A 13,650-nucleotide genomic window follows, 5' to 3' on the forward strand; every position below is an offset into this window, starting at 1 on the left:
TGTTACCGCCTCACCGCTCTCGCTTCACCGGCTCATCCAGCCTTCCTCCGCGCGTCTACTCCCGCTGCCTGCTTCGACAATTCGCAGAACCGTATCCAGTTCCCGAACGGATCGAAAACCTCCATTACCCTGCGCCAGCCTCTCTGCTCGACGCCGGGGAACATCGCGAGGCGCGACGATTTACGCACGATCAGCGCATGTCGGCGCCGGCGCCGGTGCCGTCAGCAGCGTCGATGGCCTCGCGTGCAGCGCGAAAGCCGGCTTCGGCCGCGCCGTGCTCCGTCGACCACAGCCGGTCGATATGCACGAGGCGCCAGTCGATCGCGACGGCGCCCGCCTTCAGCACGCGAAAGTGCGCCTTGACGCCGGTCAGCACCTGCTCGACCGCGACCTCGATGTCGTAGTCCCCGTAACGTTCTGTGTAGTCGCCCATGTCGGCGCCGACGGGTTTCATGCCTTTCCTCACGTTTTCTGAACGGCAACGCGCAACGGCCCCGCGGACGATAGCGCATCCGCAATCAGCTTCATGTCATCACGATCCAGCGTACAGGGGTGCGATCGACCGTAGCGGCCGGATCAATCGCAATCGCCGGATAGATATTTTCTGCCGTCGCAGGTAATTTCGACGTGGTCCGCGCTGCGGGTCGCAACGCCGGCACTCAGCAATTCAGCCGCGACGCCTGACGGCAGCTGGGGCGCGGGCTGCCCGATGCCAACCTCGTTCAGCAGCCGCAGCGCGTCGATCGCTTCCGTACTCAGGGATTTCGGCATGGCTGTCTCCTTCAACATGCTCAATTCATCCTAGCACTTCCACGGAATCGCACAGCGGCGATTCTGGGACGCACGCCCCCCCCGGTTCGGGTGCGTCGTTTGCTTCAAGGCACTGAAGACGCTTAAGGACCTGGAGGACAGCTGCAGGCGAATCTGTTCCGCCGCGCGTCAGGTCCATCCGGAAAGAACAGCAGTGTCGAAAGCTGCTCGGGAGAACCTGTTTGGGAGAGTCGAATGAAACGCATCGAAATCGCATCGGCTGCGCAGATCGCCGCCGCGTCATGCCTCGCCGTCGTAAGCGAGCTCGCGATGGCGCAACAACCGGCGCCGAATGACAGCGCGGCCTCGATGGCCGTCCCGCCTTCGGCGGCATCGGGTAGCGCGCGGGTCGATCACCCCGATAACCCGGACAACATGCCGGTGAAGCGCCCCGACAAGCCGACCCGGGACAATATCACGCGAGCGCCGCCGGCCAGCGCGGCAAACGCGAAGTGATACCGCAACAGCACGCGATCGCCCGTCGTGACGTGCCGAGAAACGCAGTCACGGACACGCGCGGATCACGTCCTACAGGCGTGCGATCGACACCTCTGTCGACTTCACCAGCGCGACCACTTCCGCGCCGACTTTCAGTTCGAGTTCATCGACGGAACGCGTCGTGATCACCGAAGTCACGATGCCAAATGGCGTATCGACATCGACTTCGGATACGACCGGTCCGCGGATGATTTCCTTGACCTTGCCTTTGAACTGATTACGTACATTGATTGCGGAAATGCTCATGTCGAGTGACTCCAGTAGAACGATTAAAAAGCGGTCAGGCAAGGGACATCAAACGGCCCAACGGACTTCCGTCGGCCGCACGGGATGACCTGTCACATCGGTGTTCCCGAAGACACCAGCGGCACCTTCGGCGACATCAGCGGGATACGACAGGGCGTCGTCGTTCGATGCGGTTTTCAGCACACGCTGCAGCACGTGTTCTTCGAGCGCGGCAAAGGCCGCCGACGCGCGCGCACGCGGACGTGCGAGCGGCACGGGCTGGTCGAGCGCGATGCGCCCTTCTTCGATCAGCAGAATGCGATCGCCGAGTGCCACGGCCTCGTGCACGTCATGCGTGACGAGCAGCGCGGTGAACTGATGCTCGCGCCACAGCCGCTCGATCAACGCATGCATCTCGATTCGCGTGAGCGCATCGAGCGCGCCAAGCGGCTCGTCGAGCAGCAGCAGTTGCGGCCGATGCACGAGCGCGCGCGCCAGCGCAACGCGTTGACGCTGACCGCCGGATAGCTGCGCAGGCCAGTCGTTCGCGCGCCCGGCGAGGCCGACTTCGGCCAGCACGGCACGCGCGTCTTCGCGGGCGCCACGGCCGAGGCCCAGCATCACGTTCTGCAGCACGGTCTTCCATGGCAAGAGACGCGCATCCTGAAACATGATTCGCGTGTCGAGCGGCGCGCCGCGTGCGTCGCGCTTTTCGAGCACGCCGGCGTCGGGCGCTTCGAGTTCGGCGACGAGGCGCAGCAGCGTCGACTTGCCGCAACCACTCCGGCCGACGATCGCGACAAAGCTGCCGCGCTCGATCGAAAGACTGAAATCCGACAGCACCGTGCGCTCGCCATACCGTTTGCCGACGCCGCGCAGTTCGACGGCGTCGTCGGCTGCGCGCGGCGCTTCGCGGATGAGTGCCTGCGATGCAGTGTCAACGCGGGCCCCGCTGGAAACGCTGTCAACATCGAACGCATTGCCAGAAACATCGAGCGCCGCGGCTTCGGCACGATCGTGATCGAGCGTGCGCGGTTGCGCCAGTTCGGCTTCCAGATCGAGACCCGAGACGCCGGCATACGAGGCGGAAAAAAGCGTTGCGCTCATGCTTTCGCTCCTCGTTGATACGCGGGATGCCAGCGCAACGTGACGCGCTCCAGACGCTTCGCGAGCATGTCGGCGAGCTTGCCCAGCGCCGCGTACAACAGAATGCCGACCACCACGACATCGGTCTGCAAAAACTCGCGCGCATTCATCGTCATATAGCCAATGCCCGACTGCGCGGAGATCGTTTCCGCGACAATCAGCGTGACCCACATCAGCCCGAACGCGAACCGCACGCCGACAAGAATCGAAGGCAACGCGCCCGGCAGCACCACATGTCGATAAAGTGCGAAGCCCTTCACGCCGTAACTGCGCGCCATCTCGACCAGGTTCGCGTCGACTGAACGGATGCCGTGGTACGTGTTCACGTAAACCGGAAAGAACACGCCGAGCGCGACGAGAAACACCTTCGCCTCTTCTTCGATACCGAACCAGAGGATCACTAGCGGAATCATCGCGAGCGCGGGAATGTTGCGGATCATCTGCACGGTCGAATCGAGCACGACTTCGGCCGGCCTGAAGAGACCCGTCGCGAGACCGAGCACGAGACCGATGCCCCCGCCGACGACAAATCCCGACACCGCGCGCCACGTGCTGACCTTCACGTCGGCCCACATTTCGCCTGAGCGGATCAGCGACCACGCGGCCTTCACGACCGCCAGCGGTTCGGGCAGCACGCGCGCGGACAGCACGCCACTGCGCGCGGCCACTTCCCACGCGAGCAGGATCAGCAAAGGTGCGATCCACGGTGCGACGTGTGCGCCGAGCCGCCGGAGACGTCCCGTCCTGATACGCGATTCAGCCATGATGTGATTCCTTTCCGATGCTTTTTCGACGTTGCCCGTTACTGCCGCTCATGGCCAGTTGCGTCAGCTGACCGTTTTCAGGTCAACGGTTCAACTAACTCAACGCACGTTCAGCACTCGATCAACTCTGCGCTGCCTTCGGCAGGTAGTTGTTGCCGACGATCTCGCCGAACGGCCCTGACAGCGGACCGCTCGCAGTCTTCTTCAGCCGGTCCGGCAACAGCGGGAACACGAGTTCGGCGAAGCGATACGACTCTTCGAGATGCGGGTAGCCGGACAGAATGAATGTCTCGATGCCCAGCTCTGCATACTCCTTCATGCGCGCCGCGACCTGCTGCGGATTGCCGACAAGCGCGGTGCCCGCGCCGCCGCGCACGAGCCCGACGCCGGCCCACACGTTCGGATACACCTCGAGTTCCTGGCGGCTGCCACGCTTGCCGCCGTGCAGCGCGGCCATGCGACGCTGCCCTTCGGAATCCATCTTCGAAAACGACGCCTGCGCGCGTGCGACGGTTTCATCGTCGAGCTTGCTGATGAGCCTGTCGGCCGCGGCCCATGCTTCTTCTTCGGTTTCGCGCACGATCACGTGCAGGCGGATGCCGAATTTGATCTTGCGGCCCCGCGCTTCGGCGCGCGAACGGATGTCGGCGATCTTCTTCGCGACGGCTGCGGGTGGCTCGCCCCACGTCAGATACGTATCGATGTGCTCGCCCGCCATCTCGTGCGCCGCCGGCGACGAGCCACCGAACCACAGCGGCGGATGCGGATTCTGCACGGGCGGATACAGCGCCTTGCCGCCCTTCGACGTCAGATGCCTGCCGATGAAGTCGATCGAATCGTTCGTGTGCGCGGCGGTGAGCTGGGCACGCCAGATGCGAAGGAACTCGTCGGTGATTTCGTAACGCGTATCGTGATCGACGAAGAGTCCATCGCCTTCGAGTTCGGCTGCGTCGCCGCCCGTCACGACGTTGATCAGCAGACGTCCGTTGGAGAGACGGTCGAAGGTCGCCGCCATACGCGCCGACAGACCCGGCGACGCGATGCCCGGCCGGATCGCGACGAGAAACTTGAGGCGCTTTGTGACCGGAATCAGACTCGACGCAACCACCCAGGCGTCTTCGCACGAACGGCCGGTGGGCAGCAGCACGCCCTCGTAGCCGAGCGTATCGGCTGCGACGGCGATCTGCTGGAAGTAGTCGTAGTCGGCTGCGCGCGCGCCTTCGGACGTGCCGAGATAGCGGCTGTCGCCGTGAGTCGGAATGAACCAGAACACATTCATGGGCTGCTCCTGCTTTTATTCGAAACGGGTGAATCCGGTCGGGCGGACACACGCGACAACACGCCTCGCCATCCATGACAACGGCGATGAAGCGGCATCATCGAGGAACGCGCGACGCGCACTGTCGTGCGCCAGAGGGGCGACGGCTAAAGCGTCTGCATGGGGAAACAGTCTAGGGACGGGGTTGAAGCTTTTGAACGATTTATTTGAGCTTAGGTTTTCCACTTTCGTGATTTGCCCGACGCTTTAGCATACGGGCACGGCGAGCGCGGCACGCGCCACCGCGTGCGCGGTGTGGGCGCTGGCGGTCTATATAATGACGCACGTTTTCCGATAATCCCGGCACGGCGCTGCGAACCTCGCCGACGTGCCCCTGGCGGTGCAATGCATGCAAAAGATCATCCTGCCGTTCGTGTCTGGCTTTCTGGCTTCCCTGTTCTTTCACGAATCGACGCTCGCGTTGTTGCACGCCGCCGGGCTGATCGACCCGACGGGCTTCTCGACCGACCCTTTTCTGCCACTCGGTTTGCCCGGGTTCATCGCGAATGCAATCTGGAGTTCGGTCTGGGCCGTGCTGATGGCGTGGCTGTTGCGCATATCGCCTGAGCGGATCGCGCCGTGGGTTCAGGCGTTCGTGTTCGGCGGCATCGTGCTGACCGCAGCAAGCGTGTTCGTTGTCGATCCGTTGCGCGGCATCTGGCCGAGCGGCAACATGCTGCCGCGGCTTGCCGTCGGCTTCGCGGCCAATGCGATGTGGGGCTGGGGCGCGCTGGTCTTCATGCGGGCGTTCATGGCCGCGCATGAGGAGGAGTAGGCGTTTGCGGAATGCCCCGGCGAATGGCGCGTGACCGAGCGACCGGGGATTGGGACTGTTGCAACTGCCGGGATCGCACGGACTGCGGCGCGGCAGAAACGACCGGGCCATTACAGCCCGGCCTCCAGCTGGCTAGTCGTGAAGCTCACGCAACGGATGTTCTGCCGCCGGCCACGGGCTGTCGAACATCTTCTCGACCTCTTCGGCCGGCACATCTTCGATACGCGCGGAGCGCCATGCCGGACGATTGTCCTTGTCGATGATGCGCGCCCGAACGCCTTCGATCACGTCGCCGTGACTGAAGCACGAGCGCGTCAGATCGAGATCGCGACGCAGACACTCCGCCATCGATCCTTCGGCGCGCGTCACCACCTCGAACGAAATCGCCATCGATAGCGGCGAGCGTTCGCGCAATACGGCGATGGTCTGCTCGGCCCATTCGGCCGCCTCACATTCCTCTTCCGTTTCCAGCGATTTCAGAATCTGCGCGACGTCGGCTTTCGAAAAATGCCGGTCGATCAGCGCACGCGCCTGCGCAAGCGGCGATGCATCCGGCCTCGGCATGACCTTGCAGCGGGCCGCTTCGCGCTCGACGCACGCCACGATATCCGCGCCAGATTCGAACGACTCGCTCTTCAACGTATCGATCAGGGCAGGCAACGCCGCATCGTCGATATAGGTATCGGCGAGACCTGCATAGAGCGCATCGGCCGCGCCGATCGTCTCGCCAGTGATCGCCAGATAGCGGCCGAGTGCGCCCGGTGTGCGCGCGAGAAACCAGCCGGCGCCGACGTCGGGGAATAGTCCGATGCGGGTTTCGGGCATTGCCATGCGCGTCGAGCCGGTCACGACGCGCAAGCCGTGCGTGCGATGCGCGCCCAGCGAAATGCCCATGCCGCCGCCCATCACGACGCCACTCATCAACGCGATATACGGCTTCGGATACGTGAAGATCGCGTGATTGAGCGCGTATTCCTCAGTGAAAAAAGTGTCCAGCAGATCACGATCGCCACGTTGCGCCGCCCCGTACAGAAAGCGGATATCGCCACCCGCGCAGAACGCCCGCGCATGCTGGCTGCGCACGACGATCGCGAGCACGTCGGGATCTTCACGCCAGCTTTCCAGCGCGGCATGCATCGCGCGGATCATGCCGGTGGACAGCGCATTCAGCGCCTTGGGACGCTCGAGTTCGATGAAGCCAATATGGTTTGCGACATAGGTGATGATTTCGTCGCTGGTTGCGGGCGTTGCGGTGATGGACATGGGCTGCGGGGAGATTGAATGAATCGGGAACTGAACGGTATCACGTGACCGGCGATTCCGGTTTCGCAGCCGTGCGACGCGCGCGTTTGGGGCGCGGCTTCGATTCAGGTTCGGGCTGGGCCATTGCATGCGCCTGCGGTGCCGGCTGGGCGGTCGCGGCGTCAGTGCTGGCGGTGGCGGAGCCGAACCACGCATCGAACGCGACGTTAATCAACGTATCGACCGGCGTGCGTGGAAAGACGGGACACGTGAGCTTCAACGCGACGATGCCGTGCATGGTGGCCCACAGCGCTTCAGCCCATACCGCGCCTTCCGCAGATGCGGGCAATCGCCCTGCCGCCTTGAGTTCATCGATCGAATCGACCATCAGACGAAACGATGCGTCGCCCGCTTCGTCCGATGCATCGGCGGCCTCGGCGAGTGCGGCGTCGGTGTAGGTCGGATCCTCCATGAAGATCAGCCGGTACGTTTCCGGATGCGCGATGCCGAAGGCGACATACGCGCGCCCCAGCGCCCGGAGACGCTCGCCCGGATCGGCGATCTGCGTGAGCGGCTCGAAGCTTGCGAGCAGCTGCGCATAGCCTTCCGCACACAACGCCCGCGCGATCTCGTCGCGGCTCGCGAAATGCAGATACAGCGTGGCGGGCGAATATTCGATGGCGTCGGCGATCTTGCGCATCGACAGCGCAGCGAAGCCTTCACGCATCACGATGCGCCGCGACGCATCGAGGATGCGTTCGCGCAGCGCCATTTTCTGACGGTTCTTTCGTTCGGCGATTCCCATGTCATGCATTTTCGGGTTGACAAACTGAAAAGTCAAATTAAACTGAACACCGTTTAGTGAACGTTGTTCAGTAAACCCTCAAGTGTTAATCAACCGCCAGTCTGGATGGCGTTCTGAGGCCGTCCAAAGTCATCGCGAAACCCGGAGTCGACATGGAAACTGCAGGAAAAACAGGTCTGTTTGGTGCCGCAGGCGCGGCTGGGCAAAGCATCGCGGCGGCGTTGAGCGCGGCCGGCCGGCAATACCGGGTGATCGGACGCGGGCGGAAGGCGTTGCAAACGTCGTTCGGGAGCGACCCGAATGCGGAAATCGTCACGTGGAATCCGGACGACCCGGCGTCAGTCAAGGCGGCCGCAGCGGGCCTGCACACCGCGGTGTACCTCGTCGGCGTGCCGTATGACCAGTTCGCGACGCACCCGCCGCTGATGCAGAAAACGCTCGACGGACTGATTGCAGCCGGCGTGCAGCGGCTGATCCTGATCGGCACGGTGTATCCATACGGGCGTGCGCAGACGATGCCGGTCACAGAATCGCATCCGCGCGAGCCGCATACCTTCAAGGGCAAGATGCGTCTTGCGCAGGAAAATCTCGTGCTCGACGCGCATGGCCATCACGGGCTCGAAACGCTCGTTTTGCGGCTGCCAGATTTTTACGGTCCGGGCATCGAACGCAGTTTCCTGCACGGCGTTTTCGAGGGCGCGGCGCGTGGCACGCGTGCACAGATGATCGGCCCGATCGACGTGCCGCACGAGTTCGTTTTCATGCCAGACGTCGGCCCGGTAGTCGAAACGTTGACGCGTACGCCGCCGGCATACGGCCGCGTGCTGCATCTGGCCGGCGCGGGCACGATTACCCAGCGGGAAGTCGCGGAAAAGGCTTATGCGCTGGCGGGCCGTGCACCGAAGCTGATGGTCGCGGGCAAGCCCACGTTGCGCGTGATGGGGCTCTTTAATCCGGTGATGCGGGAACTGGTGGAGATGCACTACCTCGTGACCGACCCGCTCGTGCTCGACGACACCGCGCTCGGCACGCTGATCGGGCCGATCCGCAAAACATCGTACGAGGAAGGCATCGCACGTTCGTTTGAGGCGGCGCGAACCGCCGTCGCGCGCGCGGCCTGAACGCTGCGCGAAATGCGCGGCTGCCTGAGCAGCCACTGAGCAGCCACTGGGCAGTCACGCGCCCGGCACGTTGCCCGGCGGAAAGTGGCCGCTCTTCAGAAGCACCGGTGTGCCGTTGCTGATCCGCAGATGCTCGCGTGCGACGGCTTCGATATGCGCGCGGCCCGCGTCGAACGCGCGGCGCCAGCCTTCGCTGTCGTGGGATTGCGCGCCAAAATGGTCTTCGAGCGCTTCGACCGAGATTGCGCACGGCACCGGTTCGCCGTCCACGAGTGCAGGAAACACGAGGGTCAGGTTGAAGTCGCGGTAAGCGGGTGCGTCCGCGAGAAAACGAATTTCCATGGTCGCCTCGTCAGGAAAATCCGGCATAAACCGCTTCGTGGCGCAGATGCCAAAGGGGATCGGCGCGCAGGAGCGGATGGCGGGGTAATGGTACTCGCAGGGACACATGAAGGTCCAGCCACGCGCGTTTGATGCAAGGAGGCCACCGGTGCCGGCATATTTCGCCGTCTCCGCGCGCCCCCTGTGATCCGCCGGCGCCCCTTTCGTCTCCGCATACACTGCGACGAGCCGCGCAGCGATCGCAGCGCACTTGTCGTCGCGCAAATAGTCGAACTGTTGAAGGGAGTTCCCTGAATCCACGCAGATCCGGAGAGAGAACGTCGATATGGGAAAATATTTCCTGCGGCACAATGAAGTCCCCGAGCCCGATGCGGCCAGTGAGTGGTTTGCGTATGCCGGGCGTCACGGCATCGACATACCGAAAGCCATCAGCATCTGGGAAGACGCGGCGAGCGAAAGCGGCGCCGAAAGTCGTCGCATCGTCAGCGCCGCCGGGATCCGGATCGATCCCGAAATCGCATGACGCGCGCCGGTCCATCTGCCGGCCGGCGTTACCGGAACACCACGCAACACACGCAACACACGCAACATCATTCACGAGGACACACAATGAAGTCATTCGAGCGGCGCACGCGCCCGTCTGCCCTTTTTACCGCGGCGCGCATTGCCGCCCTGCCCTGTGCCGCGCTGCTGATTGCAGGCTTGAGCGCGTGCGCATCGTCGAATACGACATCGCTGATCAATCTGCCGAACGGCCAGACTGGCTTCGCGGTGAACTGTAGCGGCGCCGATGCCGGCTCGAGCTGGGCATCGTGCTACGTTCAGGCCGGCAATGCGTGCGGCGCGACGGGCTACGACATCATCTCGAAGGACAACGACGAAGGCGGCGCCGCGGGCGGCGGCGTCACGAACGTGGTGTCGGCGAACGTGAAGAACCGCTCGATGGTCATTCGCTGCAAATAGCGCCCGGGCCACGCTGCGCCCGAACCGCCCGGATGGTACCAGGCGCGTCTTCAGTGCGCCTGCATCCTGGAAAACAGATTGAGCACAACGACACCCGCGACGATCAGCCCGAGGCCGCAGACGGCCGCGAAATCCGGCACCTGCCGGTACATCACGATCGCGACGAGTGTGATCAGCACAATGCCGACACCCGACCAGATCGCGTAGACGACGCCCACGGGAATCGATCGAAGCGTCATCGAAAGACAGTAGAACGCCAGTGCATAGCCGGTCACGACGACCGCCGAAGGCACGAGCCGCGAGAAGCCGTCGGATGCACGCAGCGCGGAGGTCGCAATCACTTCCGCGACGATCGCAATGGCGAGCCATGCGTAAGGAGGCAGGCGCATCGGGTCAGGCCTTCGCGAGCGCGAGCTTGCTGTAGTCCATTTCGAGCAGCGCGCACAGCGCTTCGACAACCAGTTCATGATCGGCGCGCTGCGGCAACCCCGACACCGTTACCGAGCCGATAACGCCCGCACCCGCGACGGTCAGCGGAAACGCGCCGCCGTGCGACGCGTACTCGCTCGCCGGCAGACCATGTTTCTCGGCGAGCGTCGAACCGGCCTGCTGCATGCGCAGCCCGATTGCATACGAGCTACGGCGAAAATGCGCGACCACGTTGCCCTTGCGACGCGCCCAGTCGACATTGTCGGGTGTCGCGCCATCGAGTGCGCTGAAAAACAGCGGCTGGCCAAACGTACGCACGTCGATCGCGAGCGCGAGTCCACGCGCCTTCGCCACTTCATGCAGATATGCGCCGACCTGCCAGGCACGGTCGGCATCGAAGCGGGGAAACACCAGCGCTTTTTCCTGGGCGAGAATCGACTGAAGATCGTGAGCGATGTCCATGGGCGGAGAGAAAATCACAGATGAGAGATGAGGCCGCGCTCGGGCGGCACGGGAAGCGCTCAATTCTAGCGCAGCGTGTTGCGCGTCCTTCCCGCGGCGCTCATGAAGCAGCGCGCGCAGGTAGCGTCAGGAGTCAGGAGCGAAGCACATTTAAGCCGGTTCTTGAATAGCTGTTGCACCGACTCTCGATCTGTCCTATAATCTTTTCTTCGACGGACGCGGGGTGGAGCAGTCTGGCAGCTCGTCGGGCTCATAACCCGAAGGTCGTAGGTTCAAATCCTACCCCCGCAACCATTCAAAGATGTCGCCTATGAATGGTGAATAGAAAGCCTAAGTCCTCGAAAGAATTAGTTCGAAGCATTCAAAGCCCATCCCTGTGATGGGCTTTTTGCTTTCTGATCAGCGGCGGCGTGTTTGCTCGCCGCGATCCACGAATCCGCACTACGCCTGATCAAACACACGCGCTGCACCCAGCGCGCCCGCCGTTCCCCTTCCCTTCTTCCGCCGCCTCGCCAGGCCCCTCGATATTCCGCGACGTGGGATAGCGAACACACGTCTATTCACCGGCCCTGTATGTTTCACGAAAATAGAGTGTCGCGCGATGTCAAAGCGGCATGCCGATCTCCTGACCGCTAGCTACACGCCAAAATGTACATAATATTTCTGCTGCTAAGCGGCACCTGCAGTGCGACGGCAAGCGTGCTGCTTCGAATCGCCGGCAAATCGGTGGACGATTTCAGCCATCTCTCCGCACTCCTCAATCAGGCGATGTTGCTGCGCGTCGGCGCACTTGGCGCATATGGTCTGGGCTTTATCTTTTATGCAATCGCCCTGAAGAAAATCGAACTGAGCGTCGCATACCCGTTAATGGTCGGCGTGACGGTGTTCGAGATCTTCGTTTTCGGAATGATGAGCAACGAGGCACTGACATTGAGAACGCTGACGGGGGCGGGATTCCTGTTGGTCGGCGTGGTTCTGCTTTTTTCATCCATTACGCCGCAGGCCTGAGCGGCCAGCAAGGCACTTCCGTCGCGCTCACGTGACAGGAATGCAGCGGCGTTTCGCATCCACGGCGAACGTATCCGGCAAACGAGGTTAATAAAAATTGAACACCGCCCCCATTCCGCCGATCGTCGCCGATAACCGCAACAACACGGGCGCACGGCTTGGCCGGTTCCTTTTCTTGTGCACGGTGCTGCTCGCGGGCGCGCTGTTCTGGATCGCGCCCCGGCCGCCGATGGGCGATCTGCCGCAACACGCCGCCCAGGTCTCGATGCTGCACGATCTGGTCACGGGCACGTCGCCGTGGGCCGATCTCGTCCGCGCCAACTTCTTCACGCCCTATCTGCTCGGCTATGGTCTCGCGTTCGTGCTGTCATTCGTGATGCCGGTCGTCAGCGCGCTGAAGCTCTTCATGATGCTGGCGTTCTACGCGTACGTCGCAGCCGGCGTCGCGCTTCGCAAGGAATACGATGCCGATGCGCGCCTCGACTGGCTATACGTACCTGGCTTTTTCGGCTTCGCGTATCAATATGGTTTCTATACGTACCTGCTCGCCGTACCGGTGGGACTGTACTTCCTGGTTCTCGCGCGACGCTTTGCCAGTGCGCCGTCCGTCGCACGCGGGATCGGCCTGGCCGTTGCCGGCGTGGTGCTGTTCTTCTCTCACGGCCTCGTCTTCCTGTTTGCGTGCGCGGTCGGCGCTGCGTTCATTCCGTGCTTCATCAGGCAACCGGCGCGCATCGCGCGCGCGGTCGTCCCATACGTGCTGCTCGGCGCACTGACGCTCGCGTATCTGGTCTACGTGCGGCACAACGATCTCGTCATACCGGGCGCGGCGACGCAAGCATCGTCCGACATGACATGGGACTGGAAGGGTCCGATCGGCTGGCACCGTGTCTACAATTTTCTGCTCTATACCCTCGCCTCCGAGATGAAGGACGGGTATTTCTTCCTCGGCGCGGTATTCATGCTGGCGGCGCCGTGGCTGCTGCGCGCGAAACTCAACTATCGGGATCCGACCGCACTGCTGCCGATGCTCGCGATCGTGATCATCTGGTTTTGCGCGCCATCCGACGCGCTCGGCATCGCCCTGCTCTATCAACGCTTCGCGATTTTCCTGCTGCCCGTGTACGCACTGATGTTTCAGGCTGATCCAGCATCGGCAAGCCGCGCGGCATCGTCCGCCGTCACGCGGCTGACGCCGATCGTGCTGGCGCTGTTCTGCTGGTCGTATCTGGGGATGCTGGCCGTGCGCGACCATCGCTTCGCGGTCGAGAACGCACCGTTCGAAACGCTGCTTTCGGCGACGGAACCGGGCCAGCGTGCGCTCAGCCTGATCTTCGCGCCCGAGAGCACGACCATCCATAACCTGTGGACGTATCACACGTATCCGCTCTGGTATCAGGCCGAGCGCCAGGGCTTCGTCGATTTCAATTTCGCATTTTTCCTGCCACAGATCGTGCGGTTCCGGCCGGATCGCATTCCTGCGGTGCGGCCGGGTCCGCAGGAGTCGACGGCGGATGGCTTCGACTGGCACGCAGTGGACGGTCGCGCGTACCGCTACTTCTTCGTGCGTCACACGCAACCGCTGCCGGCCACGCTCTTCAAGAACGACGAGTGCGAGGTGGTACTCGTGAAGGCAGTGCCCGACTGGTCGCTGTTCGAACGGCGCGCGTGCCACTGACCTTAAGGCGGGATCGCGACAGCGGTTCACGACGGAACGCCCGGCGGGAAGATCGACAGCCCGT

19 protein-coding genes and 1 tRNA gene are annotated in these 13,650 nt (G+C 63.1%); 8 read left to right on the forward strand and 12 right to left on the reverse strand.

Features of this window, described 5'->3' with window-relative positions; all coding sequences use genetic code 11:
* Nucleotides 1-32: 32 nt before the first annotated feature.
* From P3T21_RS13995 to P3T21_RS14005, 3 genes are all read right to left on the reverse strand, one after another.
* The gene (locus P3T21_RS13995; RefSeq protein WP_429256523.1) at nt 33-188 is read right to left on the reverse strand and encodes a glyoxalase superfamily protein; all 156 of its coding nucleotides are present in this window, start codon (nt 186-188) and stop codon (nt 33-35) included.
* A gap of 2 nt (nt 189-190) precedes the next feature.
* The gene (locus P3T21_RS14000) at nt 191-454 is read right to left on the reverse strand and encodes a hypothetical protein (RefSeq protein WP_429256524.1); all 264 of its coding nucleotides are present in this window, start codon (nt 452-454) and stop codon (nt 191-193) included.
* A 122-nt stretch (nt 455-576) separates the two neighbouring features.
* Entirely contained in the window at nt 577-771 is a 195-nt protein-coding gene (locus P3T21_RS14005; protein ID WP_429256525.1) for a hypothetical protein, read from the reverse strand.
* Nucleotides 772-1,005: 234 nt separating this feature from the next.
* Here P3T21_RS14005 and P3T21_RS14010 point away from each other — a divergent pair, with 234 nt between their 5' ends.
* Nucleotides 1,006-1,266, forward strand: a complete 261-nt coding sequence (locus tag P3T21_RS14010) for a hypothetical protein (protein WP_429256526.1) — start codon at nt 1,006-1,008, stop codon at nt 1,264-1,266.
* Nucleotides 1,267-1,338: 72 nt separating this feature from the next.
* Here the strand turns inward: P3T21_RS14010 and P3T21_RS14015 are convergent, their stop codons facing one another.
* From P3T21_RS14015 to ssuD, 4 genes are all read right to left on the reverse strand, one after another.
* Complete coding sequence (locus tag P3T21_RS14015) at nt 1,339-1,554, reverse strand: TOBE domain-containing protein (RefSeq protein ID WP_117333809.1); 216 nt, start codon at nt 1,552-1,554, stop codon at nt 1,339-1,341.
* Nucleotides 1,555-1,602: 48 nt separating this feature from the next.
* On the reverse strand, nt 1,603-2,640 hold the full coding sequence (locus P3T21_RS14020) for an ATP-binding cassette domain-containing protein (protein ID WP_429256527.1): 1,038 nt from the start codon (nt 2,638-2,640) through the stop codon (nt 1,603-1,605).
* Entirely contained in the window at nt 2,637-3,443 is an 807-nt protein-coding gene (gene ssuC / locus P3T21_RS14025) for an aliphatic sulfonate ABC transporter permease SsuC (RefSeq protein ID WP_429256528.1), read from the reverse strand. Before ssuC ends, P3T21_RS14020 begins: the two co-directional genes overlap by 4 nt.
* Before the next feature lie 121 nt (nt 3,444-3,564).
* Nucleotides 3,565-4,722 carry an FMNH2-dependent alkanesulfonate monooxygenase gene (ssuD, locus tag P3T21_RS14030; protein WP_429256529.1) on the reverse strand — a complete coding sequence of 386 codons (1,158 nt, stop codon included), beginning with the start codon at nt 4,720-4,722 and terminating at the stop codon, nt 3,565-3,567.
* Between the two features lie 388 nt (nt 4,723-5,110).
* Here ssuD and P3T21_RS14035 point away from each other — a divergent pair, with 388 nt between their 5' ends.
* Nucleotides 5,111-5,536 carry a hypothetical protein gene (locus P3T21_RS14035; protein ID WP_429256530.1) on the forward strand — a complete coding sequence of 142 codons (426 nt, stop codon included), beginning with the start codon at nt 5,111-5,113 and terminating at the stop codon, nt 5,534-5,536.
* Nucleotides 5,537-5,668: 132 nt separating this feature from the next.
* Here the strand turns inward: P3T21_RS14035 and P3T21_RS14040 are convergent, their stop codons facing one another.
* Both P3T21_RS14040 and P3T21_RS14045 read right to left on the reverse strand, forming a co-directional pair.
* A complete protein-coding gene (locus P3T21_RS14040) occupies nt 5,669-6,799 on the reverse strand; it encodes an enoyl-CoA hydratase/isomerase family protein (protein ID WP_429256531.1) in 1,131 nt (376 codons plus the stop codon).
* A gap of 40 nt (nt 6,800-6,839) precedes the next feature.
* Nucleotides 6,840-7,583: a TetR/AcrR family transcriptional regulator gene (locus tag P3T21_RS14045; RefSeq protein WP_429256532.1), complete on the reverse strand. Its 744-nt coding sequence runs from the start codon at nt 7,581-7,583 to the stop codon at nt 6,840-6,842.
* 152 nt (nt 7,584-7,735) lie between these two features.
* Here P3T21_RS14045 and P3T21_RS14050 point away from each other — a divergent pair, with 152 nt between their 5' ends.
* Complete coding sequence (locus tag P3T21_RS14050; protein WP_429256533.1) at nt 7,736-8,704, forward strand: NAD-dependent epimerase/dehydratase family protein; 969 nt, start codon at nt 7,736-7,738, stop codon at nt 8,702-8,704.
* Nucleotides 8,705-8,758: 54 nt separating this feature from the next.
* On the opposite strand, the gene P3T21_RS14055 is transcribed toward P3T21_RS14050, so the two are convergent.
* The gene (locus P3T21_RS14055) at nt 8,759-9,046 is read right to left on the reverse strand and encodes a DUF1488 domain-containing protein (RefSeq protein ID WP_429256534.1); all 288 of its coding nucleotides are present in this window, start codon (nt 9,044-9,046) and stop codon (nt 8,759-8,761) included.
* 325 nt (nt 9,047-9,371) lie between these two features.
* Between P3T21_RS14055 and P3T21_RS14060 the strand changes: the two genes are divergently transcribed.
* Nucleotides 9,372-9,569, forward strand: a complete 198-nt coding sequence (locus P3T21_RS14060; RefSeq protein ID WP_429256535.1) for a hypothetical protein — start codon at nt 9,372-9,374, stop codon at nt 9,567-9,569.
* Nucleotides 9,570-9,655: 86 nt separating this feature from the next.
* Nucleotides 9,656-10,009: a hypothetical protein gene (locus P3T21_RS14065; protein WP_429256536.1), complete on the forward strand. Its 354-nt coding sequence runs from the start codon at nt 9,656-9,658 to the stop codon at nt 10,007-10,009.
* A 50-nt stretch (nt 10,010-10,059) separates the two neighbouring features.
* Here the strand turns inward: P3T21_RS14065 and P3T21_RS14070 are convergent, their stop codons facing one another.
* Both P3T21_RS14070 and P3T21_RS14075 read right to left on the reverse strand, forming a co-directional pair.
* Nucleotides 10,060-10,392: a DMT family transporter gene (locus P3T21_RS14070; protein ID WP_429256635.1), complete on the reverse strand. Its 333-nt coding sequence runs from the start codon at nt 10,390-10,392 to the stop codon at nt 10,060-10,062.
* 10 nt (nt 10,393-10,402) lie between these two features.
* Nucleotides 10,403-10,900, reverse strand: coding sequence for a heme-degrading domain-containing protein (locus P3T21_RS14075; protein ID WP_429256537.1), 498 nt, complete (start codon nt 10,898-10,900; stop codon nt 10,403-10,405).
* A 217-nt stretch (nt 10,901-11,117) separates the two neighbouring features.
* On the opposite strand from P3T21_RS14075, the gene P3T21_RS14080 reads away from it, so the two are divergent.
* The 3 genes from P3T21_RS14080 to P3T21_RS14090 all read left to right on the forward strand — a co-directional run bounded on the left by P3T21_RS14080 (nt 11,118) and on the right by P3T21_RS14090 (nt 13,586).
* Nucleotides 11,118-11,194, forward strand: a tRNA-Met gene (locus tag P3T21_RS14080).
* A gap of 405 nt (nt 11,195-11,599) precedes the next feature.
* Nucleotides 11,600-11,908 carry a ligand-binding protein SH3 gene (locus P3T21_RS14085; protein WP_429256538.1) on the forward strand — a complete coding sequence of 103 codons (309 nt, stop codon included), beginning with the start codon at nt 11,600-11,602 and terminating at the stop codon, nt 11,906-11,908.
* A 97-nt stretch (nt 11,909-12,005) separates the two neighbouring features.
* Nucleotides 12,006-13,586: a hypothetical protein gene (locus P3T21_RS14090; protein ID WP_429256539.1), complete on the forward strand. Its 1,581-nt coding sequence runs from the start codon at nt 12,006-12,008 to the stop codon at nt 13,584-13,586.
* The last annotated feature ends 64 nt before the right edge of the window (nt 13,587-13,650 follow it).

Origin of the sequence: Paraburkholderia sp. GAS334, from assembly GCF_050436625.1 — a bacterium.
GTDB lineage: Bacteria > Pseudomonadota > Gammaproteobacteria > Burkholderiales > Burkholderiaceae > Paraburkholderia.